This is a genomic window from Haloarcula sp. JP-L23 (assembly GCF_011602445.1).
Classification (GTDB): Archaea; Halobacteriota; Halobacteria; order Halobacteriales; family Haloarculaceae; genus Haloarcula; species Haloarcula pellucida.
The window spans coordinates 70692-97535 of sequence record NZ_CP050015.1 but is presented as its reverse complement, the minus strand read 5'-3'; the positions used below and the strand labels follow the sequence as shown (position 1 = coordinate 97535).

At 59.6% G+C, this 26844-nt stretch carries 24 protein-coding genes and 2 pseudogenes; 11 read left to right on the top strand and 15 right to left on the bottom strand.

The features are described 5' to 3' along the window. Positions 1–143: 143 nt before the first annotated feature. From G9465_RS19265 to G9465_RS26320, 3 genes and pseudogenes are all read right to left on the bottom strand, one after another. Positions 144–2705: a heavy metal translocating P-type ATPase gene (locus G9465_RS19265; RefSeq protein WP_166973286.1), complete on the bottom strand. Its 2562-nt coding sequence runs from the start codon at positions 2703–2705 to the stop codon at positions 144–146. Positions 2706–2763: 58 nt separating this feature from the next. Next, complete coding sequence (locus G9465_RS19260; protein ID WP_166973284.1) at positions 2764–3510, bottom strand: helix-turn-helix domain-containing protein; 747 nt, start codon at positions 3508–3510, stop codon at positions 2764–2766. An 80-nt stretch (positions 3511–3590) separates the two neighbouring features. After that, positions 3591–3731, bottom strand: a pseudogene (locus G9465_RS26320) (cell division control protein Cdc6); the annotation flags it as partial. A gap of 147 nt (positions 3732–3878) precedes the next feature. On the opposite strand from G9465_RS26320, the gene G9465_RS19250 reads away from it, so the two are divergent. From G9465_RS19250 to G9465_RS19240, 3 genes and pseudogenes are all read left to right on the top strand, one after another. After that, positions 3879–4184 carry a hypothetical protein gene (locus G9465_RS19250; protein ID WP_166973282.1) on the top strand — a complete coding sequence of 102 codons (306 nt, stop codon included), beginning with the start codon at positions 3879–3881 and terminating at the stop codon, positions 4182–4184. Positions 4185–4186: 2 nt separating this feature from the next. Next, positions 4187–4464, top strand: a pseudogene (locus tag G9465_RS19245) (DNA polymerase I); the annotation flags it as partial. Positions 4465–5147: 683 nt separating this feature from the next. Then, positions 5148–5963, top strand: a complete 816-nt coding sequence (locus G9465_RS19240; RefSeq protein WP_166973280.1) for an IclR family transcriptional regulator — start codon at positions 5148–5150, stop codon at positions 5961–5963. Between the two features lie 73 nt (positions 5964–6036). Here G9465_RS19240 and G9465_RS19235 read toward each other — a convergent pair whose 3' ends face one another. From G9465_RS19235 to G9465_RS19210, 6 genes are all read right to left on the bottom strand, one after another. Continuing rightward, positions 6037–6339 carry a helix-turn-helix domain-containing protein gene (locus G9465_RS19235; RefSeq protein ID WP_166973278.1) on the bottom strand — a complete coding sequence of 101 codons (303 nt, stop codon included), beginning with the start codon at positions 6337–6339 and terminating at the stop codon, positions 6037–6039. Further along, positions 6332–6643, bottom strand: coding sequence for a hypothetical protein (locus tag G9465_RS19230; RefSeq protein WP_166973275.1), 312 nt, complete (start codon positions 6641–6643; stop codon positions 6332–6334). The genes G9465_RS19235 and G9465_RS19230 overlap by 8 nt, the downstream gene beginning before the upstream one ends. Positions 6644–6965: 322 nt before the next feature. After that, the gene (locus G9465_RS19225) at positions 6966–8000 is read right to left on the bottom strand and encodes a zinc-binding dehydrogenase (RefSeq protein ID WP_166973273.1); all 1035 of its coding nucleotides are present in this window, start codon (positions 7998–8000) and stop codon (positions 6966–6968) included. A gap of 72 nt (positions 8001–8072) precedes the next feature. Beyond that, positions 8073–8831 carry an ATP-binding cassette domain-containing protein gene (locus G9465_RS19220; protein WP_166973271.1) on the bottom strand — a complete coding sequence of 253 codons (759 nt, stop codon included), beginning with the start codon at positions 8829–8831 and terminating at the stop codon, positions 8073–8075. Beyond that, entirely contained in the window at positions 8828–9805 is a 978-nt protein-coding gene (locus G9465_RS19215) for an ABC transporter permease (protein ID WP_166973269.1), read from the bottom strand. Before G9465_RS19215 ends, G9465_RS19220 begins: the two co-directional genes overlap by 4 nt. A gap of 10 nt (positions 9806–9815) precedes the next feature. Next, positions 9816–11018, bottom strand: coding sequence for a substrate-binding domain-containing protein (locus tag G9465_RS19210; RefSeq protein ID WP_166973266.1), 1203 nt, complete (start codon positions 11016–11018; stop codon positions 9816–9818). 177 nt (positions 11019–11195) lie between these two features. Here G9465_RS19210 and G9465_RS19205 point away from each other — a divergent pair, with 177 nt between their 5' ends. Then, positions 11196–12215, top strand: coding sequence for a substrate-binding domain-containing protein (locus G9465_RS19205; RefSeq protein ID WP_166973264.1), 1020 nt, complete (start codon positions 11196–11198; stop codon positions 12213–12215). A 512-nt stretch (positions 12216–12727) separates the two neighbouring features. On the opposite strand, the gene G9465_RS19200 is transcribed toward G9465_RS19205, so the two are convergent. After that, the gene (locus tag G9465_RS19200; RefSeq protein WP_166973262.1) at positions 12728–13870 is read right to left on the bottom strand and encodes an ABC transporter ATP-binding protein; all 1143 of its coding nucleotides are present in this window, start codon (positions 13868–13870) and stop codon (positions 12728–12730) included. A gap of 3 nt (positions 13871–13873) precedes the next feature. Next, positions 13874–14698, bottom strand: coding sequence for a sugar phosphate isomerase/epimerase (locus G9465_RS19195; RefSeq protein WP_166973260.1), 825 nt, complete (start codon positions 14696–14698; stop codon positions 13874–13876). 98 nt (positions 14699–14796) lie between these two features. On the opposite strand from G9465_RS19195, the gene G9465_RS19190 reads away from it, so the two are divergent. The 3 genes from G9465_RS19190 to G9465_RS19180 are packed head-to-tail and all read left to right on the top strand — an operon-like array spanning position 14797 to position 18058. Beyond that, the gene (locus G9465_RS19190) at positions 14797–16293 is read left to right on the top strand and encodes an ABC transporter substrate-binding protein (protein ID WP_166973258.1); all 1497 of its coding nucleotides are present in this window, start codon (positions 14797–14799) and stop codon (positions 16291–16293) included. A 5-nt stretch (positions 16294–16298) separates the two neighbouring features. Beyond that, entirely contained in the window at positions 16299–17204 is a 906-nt protein-coding gene (locus tag G9465_RS19185) for a carbohydrate ABC transporter permease (protein WP_166973256.1), read from the top strand. A gap of 2 nt (positions 17205–17206) precedes the next feature. After that, entirely contained in the window at positions 17207–18058 is an 852-nt protein-coding gene (locus G9465_RS19180) for a carbohydrate ABC transporter permease (RefSeq protein WP_166973254.1), read from the top strand. A 310-nt stretch (positions 18059–18368) separates the two neighbouring features. Here the strand turns inward: G9465_RS19180 and G9465_RS19175 are convergent, their stop codons facing one another. Together G9465_RS19175 and G9465_RS19170 are read right to left on the bottom strand one after the other, a co-directional pair. Continuing rightward, positions 18369–19478 carry a Gfo/Idh/MocA family protein gene (locus G9465_RS19175; RefSeq protein WP_166973252.1) on the bottom strand — a complete coding sequence of 370 codons (1110 nt, stop codon included), beginning with the start codon at positions 19476–19478 and terminating at the stop codon, positions 18369–18371. Positions 19479–19487: 9 nt separating this feature from the next. Then, complete coding sequence (locus G9465_RS19170; RefSeq protein WP_166973250.1) at positions 19488–20456, bottom strand: sugar phosphate isomerase/epimerase; 969 nt, start codon at positions 20454–20456, stop codon at positions 19488–19490. Positions 20457–20826: 370 nt separating this feature from the next. Between G9465_RS19170 and G9465_RS19165 the strand changes: the two genes are divergently transcribed. The 3 genes from G9465_RS19165 (at position 20827) to G9465_RS19155 (ending at position 23627) form a co-directional block, all read left to right on the top strand. Next, complete coding sequence (locus G9465_RS19165) at positions 20827–21219, top strand: hypothetical protein (RefSeq protein ID WP_227015803.1); 393 nt, start codon at positions 20827–20829, stop codon at positions 21217–21219. A 363-nt stretch (positions 21220–21582) separates the two neighbouring features. Beyond that, positions 21583–22434: an IS5 family transposase gene (locus tag G9465_RS19160; protein ID WP_166974247.1), complete on the top strand. Its 852-nt coding sequence runs from the start codon at positions 21583–21585 to the stop codon at positions 22432–22434. Between the two features lie 140 nt (positions 22435–22574). After that, positions 22575–23627 (top strand): YihY/virulence factor BrkB family protein, encoded by a 1053-nt coding sequence (locus tag G9465_RS19155; RefSeq protein ID WP_166973248.1) that lies wholly within the window; start codon positions 22575–22577, stop codon positions 23625–23627. 282 nt (positions 23628–23909) lie between these two features. Here the strand turns inward: G9465_RS19155 and G9465_RS19150 are convergent, their stop codons facing one another. Together G9465_RS19150 and G9465_RS19145 are read right to left on the bottom strand one after the other, a co-directional pair. Continuing rightward, the gene (locus G9465_RS19150; protein WP_394353990.1) at positions 23910–24188 is read right to left on the bottom strand and encodes a hypothetical protein; all 279 of its coding nucleotides are present in this window, start codon (positions 24186–24188) and stop codon (positions 23910–23912) included. A gap of 456 nt (positions 24189–24644) precedes the next feature. Next, positions 24645–25115: a hypothetical protein gene (locus G9465_RS19145; protein WP_193571757.1), complete on the bottom strand. Its 471-nt coding sequence runs from the start codon at positions 25113–25115 to the stop codon at positions 24645–24647. A gap of 757 nt (positions 25116–25872) precedes the next feature. Between G9465_RS19145 and G9465_RS19140 the strand changes: the two genes are divergently transcribed. Then, positions 25873–26520 (top strand): DUF389 domain-containing protein, encoded by a 648-nt coding sequence (locus G9465_RS19140; RefSeq protein WP_166973246.1) that lies wholly within the window; start codon positions 25873–25875, stop codon positions 26518–26520. Positions 26521–26844 lie beyond the last annotated feature (324 nt).

Genomic DNA, 26844 nt, shown 5'->3' with positions numbered 1-26844 from the left:
TATCTTGCACGCTTGGCTCAAACTCTATAGCATCTGTCAGAATCGGTATGCAAGATACAGGGGTGTATTCAGGAAAGATTTCTCCCCATTTGAAAACACGTCGAGATCGGTCACAAGGGTGAGACGGATTCCGACCGAGACCGTTATTCGAAACGGTCAGGTTTGATTCTCGCTAGTCGGAGCGCGTTCGTCGTCACGCCGAGGCTCATCCCCATGTCACCAATGACGACGGCGACTGCGACGTTCACCAGTCCGAACGGAACACCGACCGCCAACAACGCCTTTACGCCGATGCTCGCCCAGATGTTCTCCCGAATGACGCCGTTCGCCTTTCCGGACAACGCGTAGAGGTACGGGAGCTTTGACAGTTCGTCACCCATCAGCGCGATATCTGCCGACTCGACTGCCGTGTCCGTCCCTGCCGCGCCCATCGCTACTCCGACCGTCGCCGCCACAAGTGCCGGGGCGTCGTTGACCCCGTCACCGATCATCATTACCCCGCCGAACTCTTCGTCAAGTGCGGCCACTGTCTCGGCCTTCTCCTCGGGCAGTAATTCGGCCCGCACGTCGTCGACGCCCGCTGCCTCACCGACTGCTCGCGCAGTTACCTCGTTGTCGCCGGTCAGCATCACGACGCGTTCGACACCGAGGTCGTGGAGTCGGCCGACCGTCCGCTTTGCCTCCGGACGTACTTCGTCGGCCACCGCGACGATGCCCACGATCTGTTTCTCGGTTCCGACAAGGATGACGGTCTTCCCGTCGGCCTGCAACTCTTCGATGGTTTCGCCGCCAGCGGCGGCGGTCTCGTTACTGCTGTCGTCCTCGACAGCGATGCCGCCATCGGACGCGACGCGCACGGTGTCGAGGGAAAGACCCAGCTCCTCAAACAGAGCGGGCTTCCCGGCGAAGTACGTCTCGCCGTCGAGGTCAGCCCGGACACCTTTCCCGGTCAGGCTCTCGAACGTGGAGACATCGCTGGTTTCCGCCCCCTCCTTGTCAGCAGCTTCTACGATTGCTTCTGCGATTGGATGTTCGCTGCGGGCCTCCAGACTCGCCGCCACAGACAGCACTGATTCCCGGGACTCGCCACCGGTGGGCACGACGTCAGTGACGGTGAGTTCGCCGTACGTGAGCGTTCCCGTCTTGTCGAATGCGACGGCCTTCACCGTCCCGACAGATTCGAGATGCGTCCCGCCTTTGATGAGAACGCCGTTCTTCGCGGCGCTGGTGATGCCGGAGACGACGCTGACAGGCGTGCTGATGACCAGCGCACACGGGCACGAGAGGACAAGGAGTGCCAGCCCGCGCTTGAACCACGTCGCCCAGTCGCCGACAAACACGAGTGATTGTCCAGCGATGCCGAGCGAGACGTTTCCGTCGATGAGGAGTGGCGGCACGGCGGCGGTGAGTACCGCTAGCGTGACGACCACTGGGGTGTACTGGCCGGCGAAGCGGTCAACGAATTGTTCGTGTTCGGTCTTGTCCCGCTGTGCGTCCTCGACGAGTTCGATGATGCGGGCGAGCGTGCTATCCTCTGCCTCAGCCGTCACCTCGACTTCAAGATAGCCTTCCTCGTTAATCGTCCCGGCATACACCTCGTCGCCGTCCGTCTTGTCTACGGGAACGCTCTCACCAGTGATCGGTGCTTGATTGACAGCACTCTCACCTTCCACGACCGTGCCGTCGGCGGGAATCCGGTCGCCGGGACGCACGATGACGTGGTCACCGACGCGCAGTTCCTCCACAGGGACGGTCGTCTCCTCGCCGTCACGGCGGACCGTCGCGGTCGTCGGCGAGAGATCCACCAGCTCGCGGAGCGAGGAACGGGCGCGATCCATCGCATACTCCTCCATCAACTCGGCGACGCTGAACAGGACGGCGAGCATCCCGGCTTCCAGGTAGAGCGCCTCACCGAACACGACGCTTGCGGTGATTGCACCCAGGATACCGAGACTCATCAGGAGGTCGATGTCCAGCGAACGCGTCCGGGCGGAGTAGTAGCCGTTCCGGAGGATTTCCTCACCGCTTATCACCGCGCCGGCGAAGTAGAGCAGTTCAGCGGTGCCGAACTCCCGTCCAAGGAGTGCGAGCAGCGTCACGTCGAGTCCCGACAGAAGAAACTCCAGCACGAGGCCAGCGAGCAACAGTCCGCCCCCGATCCACGTCTTGAGTGCGCGGGGGCTCAGCCACACGTCTCGCGCTCGGCTCTCCTCGACAAGATCGCCCTCCGCTAGATCCGGCCCGGTCTCGTCGACCTCATAGCCTGCACTCTCGATAGCGGCGACAAGGTCGCCACGAGAAGTATGCGCCGGATCGTAGGTGACGATAACGGTGCCGGTCGTCGGGAGAGTTTCCCGTTCGATAATTCCCTTGACGCCGTCGAGAGCGTTCTCGATCTTGCCGGCACAGGACGCACAGTCCATCGTGGGAACGTCGAATCGTTCGGTCTGGAAGTCGTCGCGCGACTCAACGTCGTAGCCGGCGGCCTGCACTCGTTCGACGACGGCATCCACTTCGACTTTCTCGGGAAGGAACTTGACGTGGACGATGCCGGTCATCACCTGCGGCTCGACGGCGACGACACCGTCGAGTTTCGAGACGCTGTTGACGATCTTTTCAGCGCAGGAGGGACAATCCATTCCCGGCACATCGAGGTTCACGGTTCGGGATTGGACATCATCCGAACCGGGAGCGTTCGTACTCATTGTATGTCTGGACGCGCCCAGAAGACAAGCCCCTTCGGTTGGTGTGTACCAAACTCAGTTAGGTGTCAGGAGAGGAGAGATGAGGAGAGTGGGCGTGGTCAGTTACGTAGGCGTCGGCCAGTTGTGCTTCGGCACGGCGGAGCCGGTAGGAGAGCGTCGACCCGGGGATGTCGAGTTTCTCGGCGAGTTCGTAGGTTTCGATCTCACGGGGGGTTTTGTAGTATCCGTGCTGGACGGCGGCCCGCATGGCAGCATCCTGCTCCGGCGTTAGCGAGGGACTGCCGTCGTCTGGGGTGGCGTCGTCTGTGTCGCCGACTCGAACGAATGTGACGCCCGTGGTGTCGCCGATCTCGTCCTCGATAGCATTGCGGAAGGAGTGATAGGAGGTGTCGTCTGGGGCGATGATGCGCCACTCGTAGCGATGGCCGACCCATGTCGTCTGGAAAATGAGGCCCTCACCGAAGTGTTCGAGGGCGAGATGCGGGATGGAGGTGCAAGAGGGCGTTCGTGACCAGTACGAGTAGAGGACGAGCGCGTCGTCAGTGCGGTCGAGGACTTGGGTTTCCCAATCAGCCTCGCAGTCGCGGCGAGCGAGACAGTCAGTGTAGTACTCGGCGTTGGCAACGGTTTCGGTGAGTTCGTCGAGTGCTCGCTCACCACCCGTTACGTGATCGACGCGCCAGAGGTTATTCGCACTGACGTGGCAGGAGAGAGAGCGAATCTTTGTCTCCGGGTTGTCTGCGAGGATGTCGGCAATAGCGTTGTTGCCTGGAGCATATTTGAGGGCGAAGACGAGTTCACGCATACTGTCGTATAGAGTGGAGGGAGGTATGAACGCGTTGACGAGCACTTACGCCGAAGAACCGTACACATATCGGTACCAGCGTCGTCCCGCTCACGAGCGAGGTCGCCCGCCTCGAGGAGCAAGTCCAGCGCCTGTCGAGCGTCACCGGAGTCCTTCGCACCGTAGGCAGCACACATCGAGATGACACCTTGATCGACGACCGTTTCTCGTTGTTCGAGGATCTGTTTTGAACCGACGACGCCGGCGCCGTCGACGCCGACTCCGGAGGATGTCGGGACGGGCGTCACAGGTGACGGTAAGACGGTGTCGGCCACTGCGGACCCCCTGCTCGATGCGTGGACCGCAACCGGGACAGGAGGCCGATAGCGATGGGGCGCACGAACCCGACGTACCGAGATGCGCTGCGAGCCATCGAAGAGCGCTGGGCGGAGTTCCGCCGGGCACTCCGTCGTCGCGACCAGTCGCGATTCGACCGGCTGTTCGAGTACGCCCGCGAACACGCTGACGCGAGCGGGCTGTTGAACCACCAGAATCCGCTGCTGCCGGCGTTGCTCAGCATCGATCTCGAACAGGAGGCCCGCCTCGACGACCACGAAGAACGCCTCGAGGAGCTCGAAGCCGCGGTCGCAGCAAGCGATGACCAGGAGGCCGCCCCACCGGACTCGAACCCCTGACGATGCCGTACACTATCGACTTCCTGGACGACGGCCGCATCCTGGAGTGGGAGGCAACCGCCGACGGCGCCGTTGCGACCGAGCGCGATGACTACACTCCACGCTTCTACGTCGCCGCTCGCGACCCAGCGTCCGACCTCGACCTCACGACGCTCCAGTCCGTGTACACCAGCACCCGGACGTCGTCGCGACCGAGATGGTTGCGCGACGGCCGGGCTTTCGACGAGACGAGGAGACAGTCCTCGCTGTCGACGTCGCCCGGGAACGCAGGTATTCTCCAACCGACGCGTGATACGGTCTGCTTCGGAGTCAAACTGCCACCTCCCCTCGGCTCCCGGCGGTGCTGGCCCAACCCAGTCAATCGATTACCTGCAACGATGCGTAAATCGTGGGATGGTGATCAGACATCTGACCACTGAGTCGGATCTGGGCCGCTTCGAGGGATCACAGTTACAAGATACCGACAGATAAAAAGAACGACCGAGAGGAGACATCGATTCACTACCCGAAACCGAGGACCCGGCTTTACAAGATGCTACCGGGTAGGTAGCGTGGACGTGTCTCTAACTTGCCGATACCCGTGTCGAATCGGGTGAGATTCTTCATATATTCGTAGTGAAAGCCGAACTTCTGAAGTCATCTATGCTACTTTAGTATACAGATCTGCAAATATGATATCATAATTGATAGATATGGGCTGAAACATTCGAATATTCTACTATAATGCTAATATTCCAGATATATGATATATAGTATCTGATAAGGTCTGTACAGATAGAGAGAAATTTTGTATTATCCGGAGGGAGAGTAGGTTAGCATCGTATCCCGTCAAGAACCCTCTAAAAAATAACTCTCACGATATTCGGTGCCTCAGAAACAGTGTGCAGGTAGCCAGTGACGCAGTATTATATACCACTGAGTCCCGAACGTCTAAGTAGTCCGGTAGTCAAATTTCGACACATCATGGACAACGACACACGGCCCGCTGAAACGGTCGAAGCTGTTGAGCGGGCGGTCGGTGTCCTCAACGCACTCAAAGATCTCGACGGAGCCGGCGTCACAGAACTATCCGAGTATTTGGGGATGTCCAAGAGCGGCGTTTACAAACAGCTTTCGACGCTGGTCAAAACGGGGATGGTGACGAAACAGCAGACAGAATACCGGTTGAGTTTCCGATTCCTCCTGCTAGGTGAGTACGTCAAGACGAACAGCCAGTTGTACGCTATCGGGGCCGACGAAGTAGACAAACTGGCCGAGAAGAGCAACTACTTCGCCTACCTCACCGCGATGGACTCGGAGTATGCGTACTGTATCCACACTGCCGACGGCGAAGACTCCGTGGTGCCGAACCTCAGCGTCGGGAAGCAAATTACGCTGCATAGCTCTGCCGCTGGGAAAGCCATCCTTTCCCAGCTGTCCGACGCGAAGCGTGACTGGTTGTTAGATGGCACGCTCACTGGCAAAACCGAGAATACGATTACGGATCGAGCAACGTTGGAGGACGAACTCCAGACCATTCGGAAGGAAGGTATCGCGTTCGAGGACGAGGAGAACGTTCCGGGGATGCGCGGCGTCGGTGCTCCCATCCTCTCGGAGGAAGGTAGCGTCGTCGGCGCTGTCGCCGTCTCCGGACCCCTTTCTTTGTTGACAGAAGACCACTTCACCGAAGAGGTTCCGGCGCTGGTCAGGCAGACGAAGAACTTCGTCGAAGTCAAGTTCTCGCTCGAATCACGCGACCCACTCGAAGAAGGGTCGCACATCCCCGAAGACCTCTACTGATGGGTCCGTTGTGGTCGCCGTCGCTCGTCCATACTCGGACGATATCGGTGGACGAGAGACGTGACCGTATCCGTCAGGAGTTGTCCGTCACGAGCGTACGCAGTCCATCGGCGAGGGCAGTTCGTTCAACCTCGTATACTGGACCGTTACCGACGACGTACGTATAGCGCACCAGACCGGTGTCCTCCAGTGTGTCGACGTGTTCGTAGAAGGTTTCGAGGGCGATATCGGCCTGCTGGCAGATCTGCGACGGATTGCGTTCGGACCCAGCCATCTCGACCAGTGCCGTCAGTATCTCCCGTTCGACCGGTTCTGCGAGCAGACTGGAGAGCGCGGTACTGCTCTCGACACCAGACTCGGTGGCCTCGTCAGTCATCCAAGGCACCCCCGTCGGTCGCGTCGGCGTGCCACCGATCGGCCATCTGGTTTGCCTCCTTGATGCGGTCCGTGATGGCCGTGTAGTCGTTCTCATAGGGGTCAAGGAATCCGGTCTCGCTCGTCTCGATGTCCCCCCGCTCTGAGTCGTTCCATTGTCCGAGGACGCCACAGTGGTGCCATCCAAGCATGTAGGGCTGTTCGAGGCTCTTCCGGACGTACCGACGATACGCCTCGCCGACTTCCTCTTCGGTGTCGAAGTGGTACCCCTTCGACCCGGCCTCGGACTGTTCGTCCCTGACCACGCTGAACGTGCCGTCCGAACGAGTTGAAGCCGAGTTCGGAGACGTCGTCGACGATGGTCTCGATCCAGTCTTCGGCGGCGTCGCCGTACGGGTTGAACGTGTCGTACATCGTGGTGAAGTCCTCGCCGTGGCGTTCGAGCGTCACTACGTCGTCTGGGACCATATCTGGGTCACTGTTGGCACTATATGACATAGTGTTATGCAGGATGTCAACACATGAAAAATGTTTGGTCTGTGGCGGGTCGGGCATTCGAAACCGGGTCGTCACACTACAGACGTCCGCGGCGACACGATACCGACGACTAGTTCGACGTGGCGTCGATTACGGCGTGAAGATGACCTTCTGGGTCTCGTGGTTATCGAACTTCCTGAACGCCTCCTGGACGTTCTCCTCCGTGAGTTCGTACTCGTGGGAGATGATCTCCTCAGCGCGGTCGTTACCGATTTTCTCGACGATGAACTCCGCAATTTCGGGCCACTCGTAGCTCCGGAAGTACCACGACCCCGTGTAGTTGACCTTCTTGTGGATGAGGTCGTCGCTGGGATTGAGCGTCACTTCGTCAGTCTCGCCGATCTGTGCGAACGTGCCGTGTTTCTTCACCAGCCCGAAGCCCATCTCGATACCCGGTTGGGCGCCGGAACAGTCGACGACGACGTCGAGTCCGCGTCCGTTCGTAATTTCGTCGGTTCGTTCTTGCGCGTCTTCTTCGCCGGGGTCGACGGCGTATTCGGCACCGAGGTCCAGACCCTTTTCGCGACGGTGATCGACGAGTTCGTATGCGACGACGTCAGCCCCCATCGCGTCCGCGTTGAGGACGCCAGCGAGGCCCATCGGCCCGAGGCCGATGATGCCCACGGTGTCGGTGCCGTTGACGTTACACTCGTTGAGCGTGCTCCAGAGGTTGCCGAGGGCGTCCGTCGCGATGGCGCCGACACCCATGCTCATCTCGTCGGGCATCGGGTGACAGGTCGAGGCCGGCGTGACGAGTTCCTCGGCGTCACCGCCGTGGCGGTCGAACCCCAAAATCTCGACGTCAGGACAGAGGTTCGGTTCGCCTCGCAGGCAATATTCGCAGTGTTCACACCCCGCGAAGCAGTTGATGGCGACGCGGTCGCCCTCGGAGAGGTGGTCGACATTATCGCCCACTTCCGATATTGTACCGGCAGGTTCGTGGCCAGGAACGACCGCACCCGCGGGCTTACTCCCGACGAGCGGGTCGCCGTTGTAGAGGCTCATGTCGCTCCGACAGAGCGCCGCCGCACCGATATCGACTCGGACCTCGTCCGGGCCGAGCGATTGGTCGTCCCAGTCCTGTACGTGTGCTTCCTTATCGCCTGGTAGTACGACTCCTTTCATAGGTAGTCACCTTCGTATTTCGTGTACATACTTATTACTTTTTTGATAGTTTGGTTACGTATCGATTCGTTGTTAGTCGGCCGACTGACGGGCGCGGCCCATCATCATCCCGACGAGTTCGTTCTCGGTCACGTCGGTCAGGTCCTCAACGCCGACGAGTCGGCCGGATGCGAGAATTGCGGCCCGGTCGGCCACGTCGAACACCGCCTCTAGATTGTGGCTGATGAAGATTATCGTCACGTCCTGCTCGTTGAGCCGTTTGATGAGGTCTAACACCCGTTGGGTTGCGTCCAACGAGAGCGCGCTGGTCGGCTCGTCGAGGATGACGATGTCCGGGTCCGACTGGAGCGCCCGCGCGATGGCGACGCTCTGTTGTTCCCCACCAGAGAAGTTCTTGACCGGACTCCCCGGGTCAAGGTTCAGTTCCAGCCGCGAGAGCAGCTCCGAGGCTTCTCGCTCCATCTGATCGTCGTCGACGAACCGGAGTAGCTTTCCCAACGGGCCACTCTCCAGTATCTCGTTGCCAAGGAAGATGTTCTGTGCGACTGTCCGGTTGGGTGCGATAGCGAGGTCTTGGTAGACCGTCTCGATACCCCGCGCCTCCGCGTCGTTGTAGTCGCCGATTTCTGCTTCCTCGCCGCGGATGTATATACTCCCGCTCGTCTGCTGGAGGACGCCGCTGATTATCTTGATGAGGGTGGACTTCCCAGCGCCGTTGTCACCGACCAGCGCCAGCACCTCGTTCTCTTCGATACCGAACGAGACATCTTCGAGGGCCTGTACCTGCCCGAACTGCTTCGAGATGTGTTCCAGTTCGATGACTGCGCTCATAGGAAGCTCCCCTCCTCGTCCCTGTCGCGGAGCGCGACGGCGGCGATGATGACGACGCCACGGATGAGCTGTTGCCAACTTGAACCGAAGCCCAGCAACGTGAGTCCGTTATCGATGACACTGATGAGCAATGCACCGAGTATCGTCCCGATGACACTCCCGCGGCCACCGAACAGTGAGGTGCCACCGATGATGACGGCCGCGATGACCGCGAGTTCGATGCCCGAGGCCATGTCGGCGCGGGCCGCACCGAGTCGCCCGATGAACAGCAATCCGGCGATGCCGGCGGCCAACCCGGCTAGCGCGAGCGTCATAATCTTCACGCGGTCCGTGTTGATACCCGAATACCGGGCCGCTTGCTCTGAGTCACCGGTGGCGTAGACGTGTCGACCGAACCGGGTTCGCCAGAGCGCGATACCTGCGACGATTGCCAGTCCGAGCGCCCACAGGATGAGTACCGGAACTGGCCCGACTGTCCCGCCGAACACTGATTCGAAAGCGGCGTTCCTCACGATGATGGGCCGTTGTTGAGAGACGATGAACGCGGCCCCTCGGGCGATACCCAGCGTACCGATAGTCACGATGAACGACGGGATACCGAATCGAATCGTCACGAGGCCGTTGGCCAGTCCGAAGCCCAAGCCGACCAACAGACCAACGACCGCGCCAGCGAACGGACCGACAGCGTTGATGACTAACCCTGCCGAGACGGCACTCAGCGCCATCACGCCACCGATGGAGACGTCTATCTCTGCGCTGATAATGACGTAGGTCATTCCCAGCCCTAAAACGATGACGATAGCCGTCTGTCTGATGATGTTCACGAAGTTCCCGATGGAAAAGAACACGGGGCTCGTCGCCGTGAAGATGCCACCGAGAAGTACGATCGCACCGACTAGAAGTGCGATTTCTCCCAATCGCCCGAGTCTCTCTGTGACCAGTTGCCCGATGTCGGAGGTAGATGTCGTCGCCATCAGTACCCTCTCATTGGAAGTGTTTCGTGACCGTCTCCGGCGGTTCCTCTTTCAGTATCTCCGAGTACATCTCTAGGAGGTTCTGTCGGGCCACCGGTGGCGAGGGCAGGCCGATGTACGGCGGCGTCTCCTTCCCAAGCAGAGCTTTGGCCATCACATCGACCTCGGTAAGCCCCTGCGCATACGGTTGTTGGGACCCAACGCCCTTGAGCGGGGACTGCTCGGCCATCAACACGGCACTCCTCTCCCCGAGGTCACAGGACGTGACCGGAATTTCGGTGCCCTGCTGGCGGATTGCCTGGATAGCCTGTGCACCCGGCGCGTCCACCCACGGCGCCCCGAGCCCCGCAGCGTCCGGGTTCGAGGTGAGTGCGTCCTGTGCAACCTGAAGCACCTTCCCCGGGTCGGTGAATCCATATGTCTTCACCTCATAATCGCCGCTCTCCTGGAGAACTTGTTTGGCACCCGTCTCCCGTTCGTCGACGACGTAGAACGGCACGTCGAATTCGAGGAAGATAATCTTCCCCGAGTCCACGAGTTCCGTCATCATTCGCCCGCCGATGGTTCCCATGCCGCGGTTGTCGGCCGCGACGAGCCCCGCGTAATCGGACGGGTGCTGGAATCCCTCGGCGACGTTGTCCATGAAAACGATTTCCTTGCCGGCGTCGAGGACCGCCTGATAGGCGTCCGTCGTCGCCGCCGTGTCGACCGGAATCGAAAACACGCCGTCGACATTGTCTTTCTGGGCCACCGTCTCCAGGATGTTGCTCTGCTTCTCGGCAGAGAAGTCGGGGTAGTGGATGCCCGTGATGTTCATCCCTAAGTCACTCGTACGCTTCTTGATGGCTTCACGCTGGAGACGAACCCAGGTGTCGCCTTTGAAGTGGAAGACGATCTCGACGTTGAACTCCTTGCTTTGTACCTCCGATACTTCGGAGTCCGAGAGTGCAACAGACTCCGGCGCGTTCGGCTCTTCCCCATAGGGGCCCTTTCCAACAAGTCCTTGTGGGTCGATGGCGTCGAGGTCGAACTGGACGTCACCTGAACTACCGTCACCGCTGGAACCAGTTCCCGTGCTCCCGTCTCCAGATGGAGTATCACCGCCACTACCGTCTTCACTACCACCGTCACCACTGCACCCTGCAAGTCCGATTCCGAGGCTGGCCGCACCAATTCCTCTCAGAAACGCTCGGCGATTCTGCTGGCTTGTCATGTTTACTCTGCACGAGCCTCTTTCTGGCCCACCTATATATAATTATTGTTCCGCCACGTAGTTGGTACTGGTCGTTCCACACGATGTGGCGGTGCGCGCCGCGAAGTTTTGACGACTGGCACGCAGATTCCGTGGTGTCCACAAATACTATTACCGACCGCGAACTGGTTGTTGACAATGAGAACGATTCTGTCCGGTAACCCAGTCGGCAAAGGTCCGAAGGGGGCCGAACCGTCACCGGCAGAGGACGTGGTCCTCTCCCAACAGGACATCGAGCGCCTTCGGGCGTCGGACTACACCGTCGCCATCGTGTTCCACTATCTCAAGACAGACTACGTTCGACTCCAGCTGGACGGCCTGACCACGCGCTTCGAGGACCTCGGAATCAGCGTTGAGGGCATCTACGGGTCGGAGTTCGACGCGAGAAAGCAGGTCGACATTCTCAACCGGATCGCGGCGAAAGATGTCGACGCCCTCGTCTCCATCCCCATCGACCAGATCGCCACCGCAAAGGCGTACCGCAACGTCGCCGCCGCCGGAACGAAAATCGTCTTCATCGACAACGTCCCGCAGGGGTTCAAACACCCCGACGACTACGCGGGCACCGTCTCCTCGGACAATCAGGGACTTGGCATCTTCGCTGGCCGGTTCCTCCGCGACAGAGTCGGATCGGGGACCGTCGGACTCATCACCTTCGACGCCCCCTTCTACGTCACTTCTGCCCGCGAACAGGGCGTCCGTGACATCCTCGAACCGGCCGAAGACGTGACCATCGTCGCCGAGGAAGGGTTCACCGACCCGGACGAGGTCTACGACATCGCGAGCGACCTCCTCGCGACGAACCCGGACCTCGACGGCCTTTTCGTCAGCTGGGGCGACCCGCCCGGCACCCAGGCAGCCGACGCGGCACTCGATAGCGGCATGGACGACCTCGCCATTACCACGACGGGGCTCAGTACCGACACGGCGACCAACATCGCCAAGGACGGTCCGATCAAAGCGACTGGTGCCCAGTTCCCCTATCAGCAGGGCCGAATCGAGGCGGACATGATAGCCAATTCGCTGCTGGCGAACAGTACCCCTCCATTCATCGCCTCGGGCGTCCTCCCGATCCACCGCGAGAACCTCCTCGACCTGTATCCGACGTACTTCCAGACCGGCCCCCCAGAAGAGATTACGGTCTACTTCGACCAGTAACGCCTCTCCGGGACCTTCTGCCACCGTTTTTACACCCAGCGAACGCCACTTACCAACCTCTCCTCTCCCCCGTAACATTGGTACGTTCGTTATCCGGCTTCGAGTGGGGTCCGACAGTCATACTAACACATGTACTTACGTTATTCATCACCTCTGAGATGGCAGCGACACTCGCCCCTCCCACGACACACTACCTTCCGCTCGAAGCGAACTACACGACAGTGTTCTCAGCGAGGAAACGACTAGCATGGTTTGTCGGGGCATAGTTTCACTGGACTGATGTACTATCACGGAGGCGTCCGGTCATGTCACGCATTCCTGTGCCTGTGTGGTCCCTTGACAGCCATTCGCTGCTCGCGAACCCCTGCTCTATCAGATTCTACAGTCCGACTATTCCGTCTCAGAGGTAGCTACGATGCGCGTTCCTCATGCGGTCCGTTAGGACGAACTGCGCCTGCGTCGGGAATCTGTATCGCTTCAGATTACGGGACCATCTCAAAAACTGACGTGGGTCAGCCTGCGATTCCGTCGCCCTGAACCGACCTGTCTTCGGGGACGGTCCGCGTCCGCATCGCTTCGCCCGTCTCCGTCTCGAAGAGGTGGAGTCGGTCGTCCGGGAACCGCATCGTGACAGTCTCGCCGGCGGTGAACACCCGCTCGCCCTCGACTGTCGCGGTAATATCCGTCCCGCCGACGGTCAGATAGACGTACGAGAGGTCACCCATCGGTTCCACGACGTCGACTGTCGCCTCGATCGCGTCGGCGTCTTCGGTCGGACCTCTCTCCAGCGTGACGTCTTCGGGCCTGATACCGAGCGTGACTGACTGCATCCCACTGACCGTGTCGGTAAGCGACGGCGTGACCGGGAGGGTGAAGGAATCGTGCCTGAGCGTCTCGCCGTCGACGGTCACGTCGAGGAAGTTCATCGATGGCGACCCGATGAAGCCCGCGACGAATCGGTTTGCCGGCGCATAGTAACACTCCAGCGGCGACCCTATCTGCTGCAGCTCGCCGTCGTTGAGGATGGCTATTCGGTCCGCCATCGTCATCGCCTCTGTCTGGTCGTGGGTCACGTAGATTGTCGTCGTCCCCAGTTCTGACTGGAGGCTCTGGAGTTCGGTCCGCATCTGCGTCCGGAGCTTCGCGTCCAGATTCGACAACGGCTCGTCCATCAGGAACACCGCCGGGTCGCGGACGATAGCCCGTCCGAGCGCGACCCGTTGTTGCTGGCCACCGGAGAGTTCCCCCGGCCGCTTCTCCAGTAACGGTTCGATACCCATCACCTCGGCTGCGGACTCGACGCGGTCCGCGATTTCGCGGTCGGTGTACTCGCCGGACATCCTCAATCCGAACGACATGTTTTCCCGAGCGGTCATGTGGGGGTACAGCGCGTAGTTCTGGAACACCATCGCGATGTTACGCTCACGGGGACTCTTGCCCGTGACCACGTTGTCGCCGATAGCGATGGTTCCCTCACTCACCGATTCGAGGCCAGCGATACACCGCAGGGTCGTCGACTTCCCACAGCCCGACGGGCCGACGAGGACGAGGAACTCGCCGTCACGTATCTCGATGTCGAGGTCAGAGACGGCGACGATGTCTGCACCGTCGTCGTCGTACACCTTCGTCATCCGGTCGACAGTGACAGACGCCATGGGTCACTCCAGCATCGCGGAGAGGTTCTGGCGAGTGGTCAGTGCCGCCTCGTCGGGGTCGAGATGGCCGCCGAATATCTCTGCCGTGTAGTGACCGTCGTAGCCGATGTCGTCCAACTTGTCGAACATCGCGCGGAAAGAGAGGTCACCTTCACCCGGCGGGAGCCTGTCGGTGTCGGCCAGGTGCAGGTGGGCGAGGTCATCGCCCAGTTCCTCGACGTATGCGGCCGGGGACTCTCCGCGGTGGGCGGCGTGTGCGGTGTCCATCATCGCCGCCGCGCTTGGGGAGTCGATCTCCTCCAGCAGCCGCAACTGCTGTTGGGTCGTCTCGATGAGGTTGACGTCGGCAGCGTTGGCCTCGATAGCTATCGTCTTGCCGCTTTTCTCGGCAGCGTCGAGAACGTCCTCGAGGATGCCACGCTGGTTGGCCCACGCGTCTTCGAAGCGTTGCCCCTGCAACCGCCACCCACCGACCCAGATGACGGTGTCGCTATCGAAGGCCTCGGCGACGTCGAGACAGCCCATGTAGTGCTCGCGGGCCGCTTCACGTTCTGCTTCGAGCGGGCTAGCTGGGTTGGGGCCGGGCCCACCGCCCAGTGCCGGGCAGATGCTCGACACCGTCAGGTCGCTCGCGTCCAGTCGTTCCTGAATCGATGCCTGTCGTTCGTCGTTCATGTACTGCGGCCACGCGTGTGGCGACGCGGCGCCGAACTCGATTGAGTCGAACCCTGCGTCGTCGACGTGGTTGATCGCGTCTTCCAGCGTGTAACTCGGTGTCCACACTGGGAAACTAGCGTACAGCCAAGTGTTGATGCCTAGTCGAACCATCGCACGTATGAGATGTCCACTCACAGTATTTAAATATTTACCAAGGGGTCTCGAACACCACCCAAAATATTATATACTATTATTAATACCATTTAGGTATGCGTCGCAGTGACAGCCAGCACACAGTAGAGAGTACGACGAGGACTACCGTCAGCCACCGCCGGACGTTCCTGAAAGGCGGCGCCGTCGGCGCGGCCGCACTCCTTTCGGGGTGTATCGGTTGGGGAGACGGTGGGGACGGTGGCGGCGGTGGCGACGGTGGAGGGACGGAGACGGGCGGAACCGTGACCGACGGCGGCGACGACGACCTCGCGGGGACGACTATCAACATGCTGGAGTACGCCGCCGCGCAGGCGGAGGCGACCCGGCAAGTACTCCCGCAGTTCGAGGAGGAGACGGGCATAACCGTCAACTTAGAGACGGCGCCCTACGGTGACCTCATCTCCAAACAGTTCACCTCACTCGAAGGCTCCTCCGGGAGCTACGACGTCATCGACGTAGACGTCCCGTACTGGCCCGCGTTCGTCAGTAACGACTGGATCCAGCCGCTGAACGACCGCCTCGCCCAGAGTGACTTGCCCCAGTCTGACTTCCTCCAGCGCGTCTGGGACGACACCGTCGTCTGGGGAACCCCGGACGACTACCTGAATCTCGACGCGGGCAATATAATGGGCATCCCGTATCAGCCCAACGTCCTCACACTGTACTACCGGAAAGATCTGTACGACGAGGCCGGACTCTCGCCGCCACAGACCCTCGCAGACTACCAGCGGGTCGCACGAGAACTGACTGACCCCGACCAGAACCTCTACGGCATGGCGATGATGGCCAAAGAGCACGAATCGCTCCTCGTCGAGTGGAAGAGCATGCTGTACGCCCGCGGCGGTCGCTTCTTCGAGGGTGAGACCATTGAGGAGGCACCCTTCGGTATCAGCGAATCGTGGAACCCCGTCTTCGACAACCAGACCGCCGTAGATACGCTGAAGTACTACAAGGAACTCGTCGAAGCGGACTACACGCCCGACGGCGTCACGAGTTGGGACTGGACGGACGTCACGCAGAACTTCATTCAGGGACGTCTTGCCACCGGACAGGCGTTCTCCAGTACCGCCCGCGTCGCGAACGACCCCGAACAGTCAGAAGTCGCGGGTAAGGTGGGGTACGCCCCGTACCCAGGGTCCGACGTCTCCGGAACCATGCTCCGACGCCCACACTACGGGACGTGGTCGCTCGCCATCCCGAAGAACTCACAGAAGAAACGCGCCGCGTGGCGGTTCATCGAGTGGCTCTCCAGCACGGAGGTCCAGATAGAGCGCGCTCGCTACGGGGCTCAGCCGAGTCGTCAGTCCGCGTACGACCACCTCACTCAGTCGGGCAACGAGGTGTTCCAGACCTCGCCCGCGTTCTTCCAAGCACTGTACGAGGGCCTTACGGAGTACGGCATCGGCCGACCGAAAATCAAGGGCTACTTCGAGTGGTCCAGCACGATGCAGAAGTGGCTGACACGGTCGATTACCCAGGGTATGGAGCCACAGAAAGCCCTGTCGAACGCCGCCGACGACACCCGCCAACTCCTGGACGAACAGGGCTACTGAGGCCGATGTCGACACGCACACTCCCGTCGCTCACCGGGGTCACGTGGCAGTCTGTCGACCGTCGGACCGTATTCAAGTACGGGATGGTCCTGCCGGCGTTCCTCTACGCCGTCGCGTGGATCGTCTACCCGATGGTGTTCCTCCTCAGATTGAGTCTCTCGGAGGGCGTCGGCGGCGCGTTCGTCGGGCTAGAGAACTACGTCGACGTGATTCTCAGCCCCTCGTTCCACGACGCCGTCGTCGCGACGCTGTTGTTCGCGGTGCCGTCGGTCGGCCTCGAACTCCTCTTCGGGACGGCGCTCGCGATGGCCTACAACTCCGTCGACCGGTTCGAGCGGTCGGTCCAGACCGTTCTTCTGTTGCCGATGGTGCTGAGTACGTTCGCCGTCGGGCTGATGTTCCGGTGGTTCTTCAGTTCGAACCTCGGTATCGTCAACTATCTGTTCGGCACTATCGGTCTACCGGAACAGGTGTGGCTCAGTGACCCGCAACTGGCGATGGTGACCGTCGTCGTCGCCGATATCTGGCAGTGGACACCGTTCGTGTTCGTGCTGGTGTACGCTGGCCTCCAGACGATTCCGGTGAGCCTCATTGAGGCGGCCAAGATAGACGGTGCGACCCGCCTCCAGCGATTCCGATACATCATCCTTCCGCAGTTGTACCCCGTGTTGCTCGTGACAGCGCTCATCCGCCTCATCATGGCATTCAAGGGCGGTGACAAGATATTTGCGATGACCGGCGGTGGCCCCGGCGGGTCGACGAAGACGCTCACGATGCTCATCTACGAGAACGCATTCTCGTTCCTCAACACCGCAAACGCGGCCGCGATGTCGTTCCTGTTCCTGGTGTTCATTATCCTCGTGGGCAACGTGTTCATCGCCGCACTCTCACGAGTCAACGAGGCGAGATAACTATGAGTACGACATCCCCAATCGATACGGACGCATTGCTCGATAGAATCGGAACGCTATTCGTCGCACTCGCGACGTTCGTGGCGGTGTTCCCCATCTACTGGATACTCACCCGGTCGGTTATGACGACACGCGCCTCGTTCCGACTCCCACCGATATGGATTCCAGAGACAGTCACGCTTGACGCGTACGAGTCCATCCTGATTCAGGGCGCGTACTTCGACTACGTCGTCAACAGTCTCGTCGCGACGCTCATCGCCGTCGTCGTCGGTTTGCTACTGGGAATCCCCGCGACGTACGTCATCGTTCGGTATGATTTCGGACTGAACCTCGACCACCATCTGGGATTTTTCTTCCTCTCTATCTTTATGCTCCCGCCCATCGTCGCGACCATCCCGTACTTCAACATCTTCCGCGCACTCGGGTCGCTGGACAGCAGTCTCTGGCTCGGTCTGGTGTACGCCGTGTTCACGCTTCCGCTCATCGTCTGGTTCACCCGTGGGTTCATCGACGACATCCCCGACAGCCTCGGTGAAGCCGCGGAGGTCGACGGCGCGACCCACCTCCAGACGTTCTATCACATCTACCTCCCGCTCATCAAACCGGGTATCGGCGCCGCCGCCATCATCAGCTTCATCCTGACGTGGAACGAGTACTTTTTTGCACTCGTCCTGACCCGGACAGAGGCGAAGACACTGCCCGTCGCCACTACCGAGTTCGTCGGCCAGTACAACATCGCGTGGAACGAACTTTCGGCCGGTATCGTCATTACTATCGCACCTGTCGCGGTGTTCCTGCTGGTGACTCAGCGGTACATCATCTCCGGATTGACCAAAGGAGCAGTCAAGGAGTGACTGCCTACGACGGTCGATTCGATAGATCTGTCCGCTGACCCGCACCGTATCACCACTTCTCCGACGCGTTCGTCGTTATGATCCGCCGATACGATATCACCCCGTGGTCGGCTTCGAAACTAGCGGTCGCTCGTGCCGTAACTCGATGAAAACGGTGGTGAAGTGGTGGGGGGTGACGGACGGTGGACTGACAGCACCGAACCCATGACTGACGAGTCGGGGGTATCGTCACCGTGGACACTCGTTCTGAGTATCCACTTTTTCTTCGTCCCTCCAACTATTAAAACGTTTCCAACAGTTCCTTTCTCGCCTACGGCACGTCGACCCACTCGCCATCGCTGTCGCTTCGCTCGACGGCGTCGAGTACTCGCTGGACGGCCAGTCCGTCGGCGAAGCTGGGCTCGTAGGCGACGTCTTCGGCGACCGCCGAGAGGAACTCGTAGTTCTCGTGGACGAACGTGTGCTCCCACCCGATGACGTGGCCCGGCGGCCACCAGTGTTCGACGTATGGGTCCTCCGCGTCGGTCATCAGGATGGTCTCGAAGCCGCGCCCGTCCTCGCGCAACAGTTCCAGTTCGTTCAGCCGTTCGAGCGAGAACCGGAGGCTTCCCTTCGTCCCCTCAATCTCTATGGTGTGGTCGTTCTTGTGGCCGTTGGCGAACCGCGAGGCTTCCAGCGTCCCCATCACGCCGTTCTCGAAGGCCACCTGTGCCGAGTACGCGTCGTCGACTGTGACCGGCCGCGTCTCGTCGCTCTCGACCATCGGTCGCTCCTCGACGAACGTCCGGAGGTGCCCACTTAGTTCGGCGATGTCGCCGACGAGGAACCGCGCTAAGTCCACCGTGTGCGCGCCCAAATCACCGAGCGCACCGCTGCCGGCCATCTCTTCGTCGTTGCGCCACGACCACGGCGCTTCCGGGTCGGTCAGCCAGTCCTGTAGGTACCGCCCGCGGAAGTGCCGAATCTCGCCTAACTCCCCTGCGTCGATGAGGTTCTTCGCGTACTGGATGGCCGGGATGAACCGGTAGTTGAACGCGACACCCGCCGGTACGTCCGCGCCCGCGGCGGCCGCTGCCATCGACTCCGCACCGTCGAGCGTCGGCGCGAGCGGCTTCTCGCAGAAGACCGGCGTGCCGGCTTCCAACGCCGCGATAGACGGCTCGGCGTGGACGTGATTCGGCCCGAGGTTGTAGAACACGTCCACGTCGTCTATCACCTCGCGCCAATCGGTCGCCGTCCGCGCGAACCCGAGGCTGTCTGCGGCGTCTTCGAGCGCTTCCTCGTCGCGCCCGACCAGTACGTCGCGGTTGAGTTCGGGCGCGTCCTCGAAGAACATGGGTAAGCGCGCGAACGCGTTCGCGTGCGCCTTGCCCATGAAGCGATACCCCAGTACGCCGATGTCGAGTGGTTCAGTTGTCATTGGTCGTAGTTATTCGGCCCAGTAGGCGTCGCCGGGTTGCGTTTCGAAGACCGCACGGTCGAGTACGTCGACGGCTTTCTCTAGCCCTTCGCGGGCGCTGGTGAGCGAGTCCTCGTGTTCGATGGAGAGCGCGCCATCGTAGCCGACCATCCGCAGGGTCGAGACGACGTCTTTCCAGTGTTGTTCGCCGTGGCCGTAGCCGATGGAGCGGAACAGCCACGAGCGGTCCGCTTCTTCGGTGTAGCCGGTCGTATCGAGGACGCCCTTCTCGCGGGCCTTGTCCTCGTAGACTTTGGTGTCTTTGGCGTGGAAGTGATGGATGGCGTCGTGGTCGCCGAGCAGTCGGATGGCGGCGGTGACGTCGATGCCCTGCCAGTAGAGGTGCGAGGGGTCGAAGTTCGCGCCGATGTGCTCGTTCGTCGCCTCCCTGAGTTCGAGCATTCCGTGTGGCTCGTAGACGAGCATGTTGGGGTGCATCTCGATGGCGACGTCGACGTCGTGGGCGGCGGCGTGTTCGGCGAGGTCAGACCAGTACTCGACGGCGACCTCCCACTGGTACTCGTGGGCGTCGGCGTGTTCGCTGGGCCACGGCGCGGTCACCCAGTTGGGCACTTCGTCGTTTGGTCCGCCAGCGGGGAGTCCGGAGAAGCAGGTGACCGTGTCGACGCCGAGTTGGTCGGCCAGTTCGATGGCCTCCCGCAGTTCCGTGTCCGCTTCGGCCGCCCGCTCCTCGTCGGGGTGGAGCGGGTTGTTGTGCGTCGCCAGCGCGCTCACGTCCATCCCGTACTCGTCCAACAGGTGGTGCAGGTCGGCCTGTGCGTCCTCGTCGCCGAGGTACGCCTCGCGCGAGAGATGGTCGTCGCCCGGATAGCCACCACAGCCCAACTCCACGGCGTCGACACCGATGCCGTCGAGATAGGACAGGGAATCTGTAAGTGGTTCACTGGCTAACGGGACGGTTAATACGCCTACTTGCATGACGGATAGAGCTGTGTGTGATGATATAATAAAACCATTGCTGACCACACCTGCGGCAATGAATCACGGCCCAAAAACCAGCGATTCTCGGCGATGTGGAACTGAATCGACGCTGTCGAGCCAAGTGAAACTGTCTGACAGATTTAATTCACCTCAATTATGAACAGAACATATAATTATCTACATAATGTGGAATATATAGATATATAATTCGCAAATATGACGATATAAAAACTTGATACGGAACCAGAGTGAGGATAATTGGTTGTATATTTGACCGAACGGGCGTATTTGAAGAGCAGACTGGTATCGAGGCACCGAATCCGCCGGAACCCGGCGCCATCGAGGAGGTGACCACCTGATCGCGGGGATGAAAGAAGGACCGGGAAGTGATCTGTTCGTCGATGACGAACCCGACAGCGACCCCGACGACGCTGATAGCGACTCGGAGGACGCCGACACCAGGGCCTCAGCGACGACGGACAGCGACACCAGCACGTCGAGTACGACCACGGGGATTCCCTACACCGTCCGCCGCCAGACCGTCAAAGAGGACCGTACGCACGAACTCGCCATCTTCGCTCGCGACGAGTTTCAAGAGCTCGAAGACGAGGTTCGCCGTGCCGTCGCCGACGAACTCGGCATGAGTCCGGGGAACGTCCCGGTGACAGACATCCGCGAGGCGTACATCGAGGTCGCACGACGCAATCCGGAGGATATGGCTGCGGTGCTGGACGAGTGGGGCTACGAGCATCTCCGATAGCGAACCGTTGATTCTCTCGCGTCTGACGCTGTTTAGAGCCTGCTTGTGTCTGGAAGAATACACTTTCCGAATATGGTGCTTCTATAAACCACTATCTGGATACTAAACTTAATCTAAACCATATTTATAATAGAATAAAACCGAAGATCCACTCTGTATTAGGAAGGGGGCTCCTGAATAAATTTGAATGACATGTAGTATATGAACGAAAAATTGGAAAATAGCTACCGCTCACAGAGTTTCAGATCATGGGATTACTGGTTGGTGCTAATCTAGAGGCAGCAGGAACTGGCCGAGAACAGTGGCAAACGGCCCTGTTGAAACCCTTGCTGACAAACACGACGGGTAAGTAGTTGGGGGAAGATAGATGCTCTCCCGAAGTCACGACTCCTTCGATTCGTTGAACGCGCTATGGTGTTGGCTCGCCGTACTGTGGAACGGTTTTCAACCCGCTATTCCCGGAAGCGGTTCACGCTTCGCCAACACGTCGTCTTGCTTTGTCTGAAAGTAAAGAAAACGACCACGTACCGCGACCCCGTTGACGAACTCATCGAGATGCCTCGGATTCGAGACGCCCTCAATCTCGATTCGATCCCCGCACCCTCGACACTCTGTAAGGCGTTCGCCCGCTTGGAGATGGCCGTCTGGCGGGTTCTGCTGAACGTTTCACTTGCGGACTTGCCGCTAAACGGTGTCACCGGTATCGATGCATCCGGGTTTGATCGGGCGCATGCATCAACTCACTACACGAAGCGAACGAATCGCTCCATCCAGCAGTTGAAGACAACGCTATTAGTCGATACAGCAACCAACGCCGTGTTCGATGTTCACGTGACGACGACACGAAAATACGATACGCAGATTGCACCACAGGTGGTGAAACGGAACGCAGCGTCCATCGAGGTGTTGACCGGTGACAAGGGATACGACGACCAGAAGATCCGGCAGCTCGCCCGAAATCACGATATTCGGCCGCTCATAAAGCACCGGGAGTTTACCCCACTCCACACGGCGTGGAATGCACGACTGGACAACGATATTTATCATAGACGGAATATGAACGAGACAGTCAATGCAGCGATCAAACAGAAATTCGGTGCATTCGTTCGGTCACGCCTCTGGTGGAAGCAGTTCCGCGAACTCGTCATCAAGTGCATCGTTCACAATCTGGAGCGAAGCCTCGCCATTTCACACGAGAGGGGCAAATGTCCGTGATTCCGAGATGAACGGACTGCTGAATATAGAGGCTATACTTAGCAGGGAAACGGGGACGTTTCACTTTTTGGATGTTTAAATTGCGCTGGCCAAGTTGTATGACCCCCGTCGTTACAATGCTCACATGCGATGTGTGAACCATGGATATCCAGTCTGCTGTCTCGCGAGCGAAACCCGTTATGCGCGTCTTCAGTGAAGAGAACGTGACGTTTCTCGCCGGAAGTATCGCCTACAGCGCGTTCGTCTCACTCGTTCCACTGGTCATGTTCTTCCTCCTCGGGGTTTCCGTGTTGGGCGCGCCCGAACTACAGCAGCAGATAATCGAGGTGGCGACCGAAAGCGTCTCTCCATCGGTCGGTGGCGTGCTCGAGGTGATGATCGAAGAGCAACGCGACGCCGGCCCCAACTCGACGATCAGTGCCTCTCTCATCGGGGTGCTCACCCTTGTCTGGGGGGCGATAAAGGTATTCCGTGGGCTCGATACGGCGTTCTCGGAGATCTATGAGACAACCGCCCGGGGATCGTTCCTCGGCCAGATCAAGAAGAGCCTTGTGGTACTTTTCACCCTCACGCTGGGCGTCATCGCGATGGTCGGCACGACTACCGTCGTCGCATTCTTCTCGTCAGTCCCCTTCATTGGGCTCGTGGTCCCTCTGCTACTGATCGTCGGTCTCTGTGGCGTGTTTTTCCCGATGTACTACCTGTTTCCAAACATCGACGTGTCGCCACGGGAAGTGCTTTCAGGGACGATCGTCGGGGCCGTCGGTTGGACGATCTTGCAAGTGCTGTTCCAGGTGTACGTCTCCCTGAGCGGCAGCGGCGGCGGGACTCTCATCGCAAGCATCCTCCTGTTGGTCACCTGGCTGTACTTCAGCGCGGTCATATTGTTGCTCGGTGCTGCGGTCAACGCAGTCGGCCATGCCCATGCCGACGCAACCGTCGACGAGCGGGAGGAGTCTTCAGTAATGGATACCGAGATGACCCGCGACGAGGCAGCGACGTATCTCTGGCGCCTTCGTGAGGACCTCACCGACCGATTCGAGGGAACGCGGCCAACGAGCAAGGGAACCGTCGTCGAACGCAACCTTCCGAGGGGCGCCATCTCCATCACTGAATGGGCCCGAGAAACCGAGGAGGGAATGACTCATGAGGTCCGGTTGGAGTGGGACGCAGACAGCAACAGCGAGGACTGAGCCATAGCGGAGATTCACCCTATTGAGGCAAGGAATAGTTGGAAGTACGTACTTGCTTGCATGTTCAATTCCGGTCTCTATTATTCATTCACCTCGTTAGATGACAACTGGCTAGCGACCGATTCGCGCCCTGTATGCAGCATGGTCGCCGAACCTACTCGGGTTCTGGTAGCAACAGCGTGCGGGATACAGAGAGTGGATTCAGCAGAGAGGTAACCACAGACGGAGTTTATCTCAGCACGGGCGGTCCAATTTGTGAGATGAGTGTGTTGGGCTGTTGTGCTATCGCCCTATGAGTCCCAGTAGCCGTCTGTGAACGTCCTCGGCTGAGTCATATATTTCGTCATCAGTTGAAGCGAGCACGTCCTCCAGGGATTTCTTGCCGCCCTGAGTTTCAAGTTCATAATCGCCATAGGCCTCAACCAACTCATTTGTCGTGGCTGGATAGTCGTGCGATTTGAGCGCTTCATCAAGATCACCAAGCCCCTCACCAGAGTCGACGCGCATCGGCTCTTCTTCATCGGCGCGGGTACGTGCCTCCTCTTGCATCCGCTTGCTCATCTCGGCCCTGTTTATCATCTGCCATATATCATGGTAGGGGATTCAGGCGGAACAGTAGGGCTGCCTATCGGAGATGTGGGTCGAACTTCCCCTCCCGACTGACCCAGATCTCGAAGCCACTCCCCATGACCAGGAAAACGATTCAGCCGCCGACGGACGCGATCCCGGCGGCCCTGGCGCTGTTGCTGGTCTTCGGTTCCCACTGCTGGGTGTAGACCGCTTGGATCGAGAGGGCTCCTGAGTCGCCAATGGCTCGGGAGCACGACCCATGTAGTTCGCGCGCGGTATTCGGTGGATTTAGCTACGGTTAGGGTTTCATCCCGGACCACCTTCTGGAGCTTCTTGACCCCACCAACGCCCGCCAATCCACCGCTCGGCTCACCACCGTCCGCCACTCCACCCTCCGCCTCACCAACGCCCACCCTACTACCGCCCGCGTTCCTCCGTTACCTCGCTCTACTCCTCGCGCTCGCCAAAGGGTTCCTCGTTCCGGTCGGAGGCGTCGCGGGTCCGCTGGAGGTAGTTCTGGAGTGTCTCGTGGACGGCCCGGCCGAGGTCATGTAATTCGCCGTTGATGGCCGAGACCGAACTCGAATCGAGCGATTCGGTCACGTCGCGCTCGCGCCAGTCCTCAGGCACCGTCGGGGCGTCGAAGCGGAGGTGGTCGTCCGTTGGATCACGGTAGAAGTCGAAGGCCTGGAACAGATCGAGGTCGTCGACGACTCGGACCTCCTCCTCGTCGAGATCCGTGTACTCCGCCCACTCCTCGAACCCCTCACGCCACGCGCCTTCCTGGAGGAGGTTCTCGAGATCCTCGCGGTAGAAGTCCTCGGATCCGAGGGTTTCCGATTCTTCCCAGTCGAAACCGCTCGGTCGCCCCCGGTTCGAGAGATCGGGTGGCTCCGGGATGGATACGTCGAGTGTCATACCGATAGTAGAGCGGGCACGACAATAAAGGCCCGTAGCGATTCCACGAGAAGAGAATCCGGGTGAAGTGGTAATCGACAGGTCGCTCCCCGACACGCTCTGCGGACACACCCTCCCGAGCACCGCTCCCAGTCCCGGGACGAACAGTCAAGGTGACTTGCCTAGCTTGCCAACGGACTCCCATGCAAGATTCGCGCTTTCTCTGTAGCAGACGCTGAACGAAGTCTCAGGCTATTGTCAGAACAGGCGTAGCCGACTTAGAGGATGATTTCAACAGATCAGTAACGATAGGCTACAGCGTTGACGGTATGATTCGTAGCTAATAATAATAACCCGTGGCCCTGTTACTCCATTACATGGCCAAATGTGCTCGATGCGGCCGTGATGTGGACGATCTCCAAAGCATCTCGCCAGATGTTATCTCGAAAGAACTAATCGACTCAATCGATCACGGCGAAGAAGACTTTGCCGGGGAGGGTGGTATGAAAGTTTGCGCCGAGTGTATGGCTGAACTGAAGGGAGACTGAAACCGAAGCGGGTATCGTTACTGATGATTTCAGCACGATCTGGATTACAAGATTCGCGCCCTCCATCTTGCACAAGCGCTCTCGACTACCGTTTCTCTGTCAAAAGCAGCGTGACCGGTACAGAGGGTAGATGGGGCGCCTAAGAGTGGAATATTACGGACGGAGTTCCATTAGTAGACACTCTCGCATCGTCGCAATTGTTTCACCCGGCACGCCCGTATTTCTTTGAGATGTCTCCTAGAGTCTCACTTACCGAAAAGTGCGAGAACAAGTACGAACAGGTCGCCCTTGATACGTCGTATCTTGTTTTGATGTCGATGTCCGGTGTGCTTGCTGGCGTTGCTCTGCTAACCAACTCGATTCCGATCCTCATCGGCGCGATGGTCATTGCCCCGGCATTGACGCCGTTGGAACTCGTTTCTGCTGGCATTGCTGCCAACCGGTTGAATCGAGCCGGATTTGGGACTTTTGTCGCGTTCGTCGGTCTGTTGGCTGCGACTGCTGGGGCTATCGTGACGACGGTGACACTGAACATGACAGGAGTTCTCCCACCTGCGGAGAACCTCATCGAGAAACCACTACTTGAGGAGCGCATTACGGCCGGCTGGTACAGCGTCGTTGCTGCTGCCGCGGCGGGTATCGCGGCGGGGGTAACGACCGACAAAGAACGGCAAGACACGCTCGTCGGCGTCGTCGCTGCCCTCGCACTCGTCCCGGCCGCAGCTGCCGGGGGAATAACATTGCTGTCACGAGCGCCTGTTAAGGCCAGTGGCGGCCTCCTCTTACTCGTCCTCAATGCAGGCATGGTCGTGATAACTGGGACGGTGACACTCTGGCTCGGAGCTCGTGGCGATCGGAAAGCGGACACAACCAAATAGGCATGCAACGTACCTTTCGCCTGTTTCGCTCGTCCATGCCGAACCGAACGGACTCCTCTGGGAAACTCATCCTCCGTCCTCTGTATTCAGCAACGCGTTCCTATCAACCGCAGAGGGTTTCAACAGAGCCTCGAAGACTAACCCTCACGCCAAGTTTGTTAACAACAAATGGTCGCTATTCCACCTATTCGTTGGTTAAGTCTATCAGTGCTCGCCTATGGTTATCAGTTGGTCGTCGACATTTTGGGGGCTGACCGAATGGTCCCGGACGCCGCAGTGAGGTCGAGAGAAGTACCTGGCTCGGCCGTAACTGTCGAGGCGGCG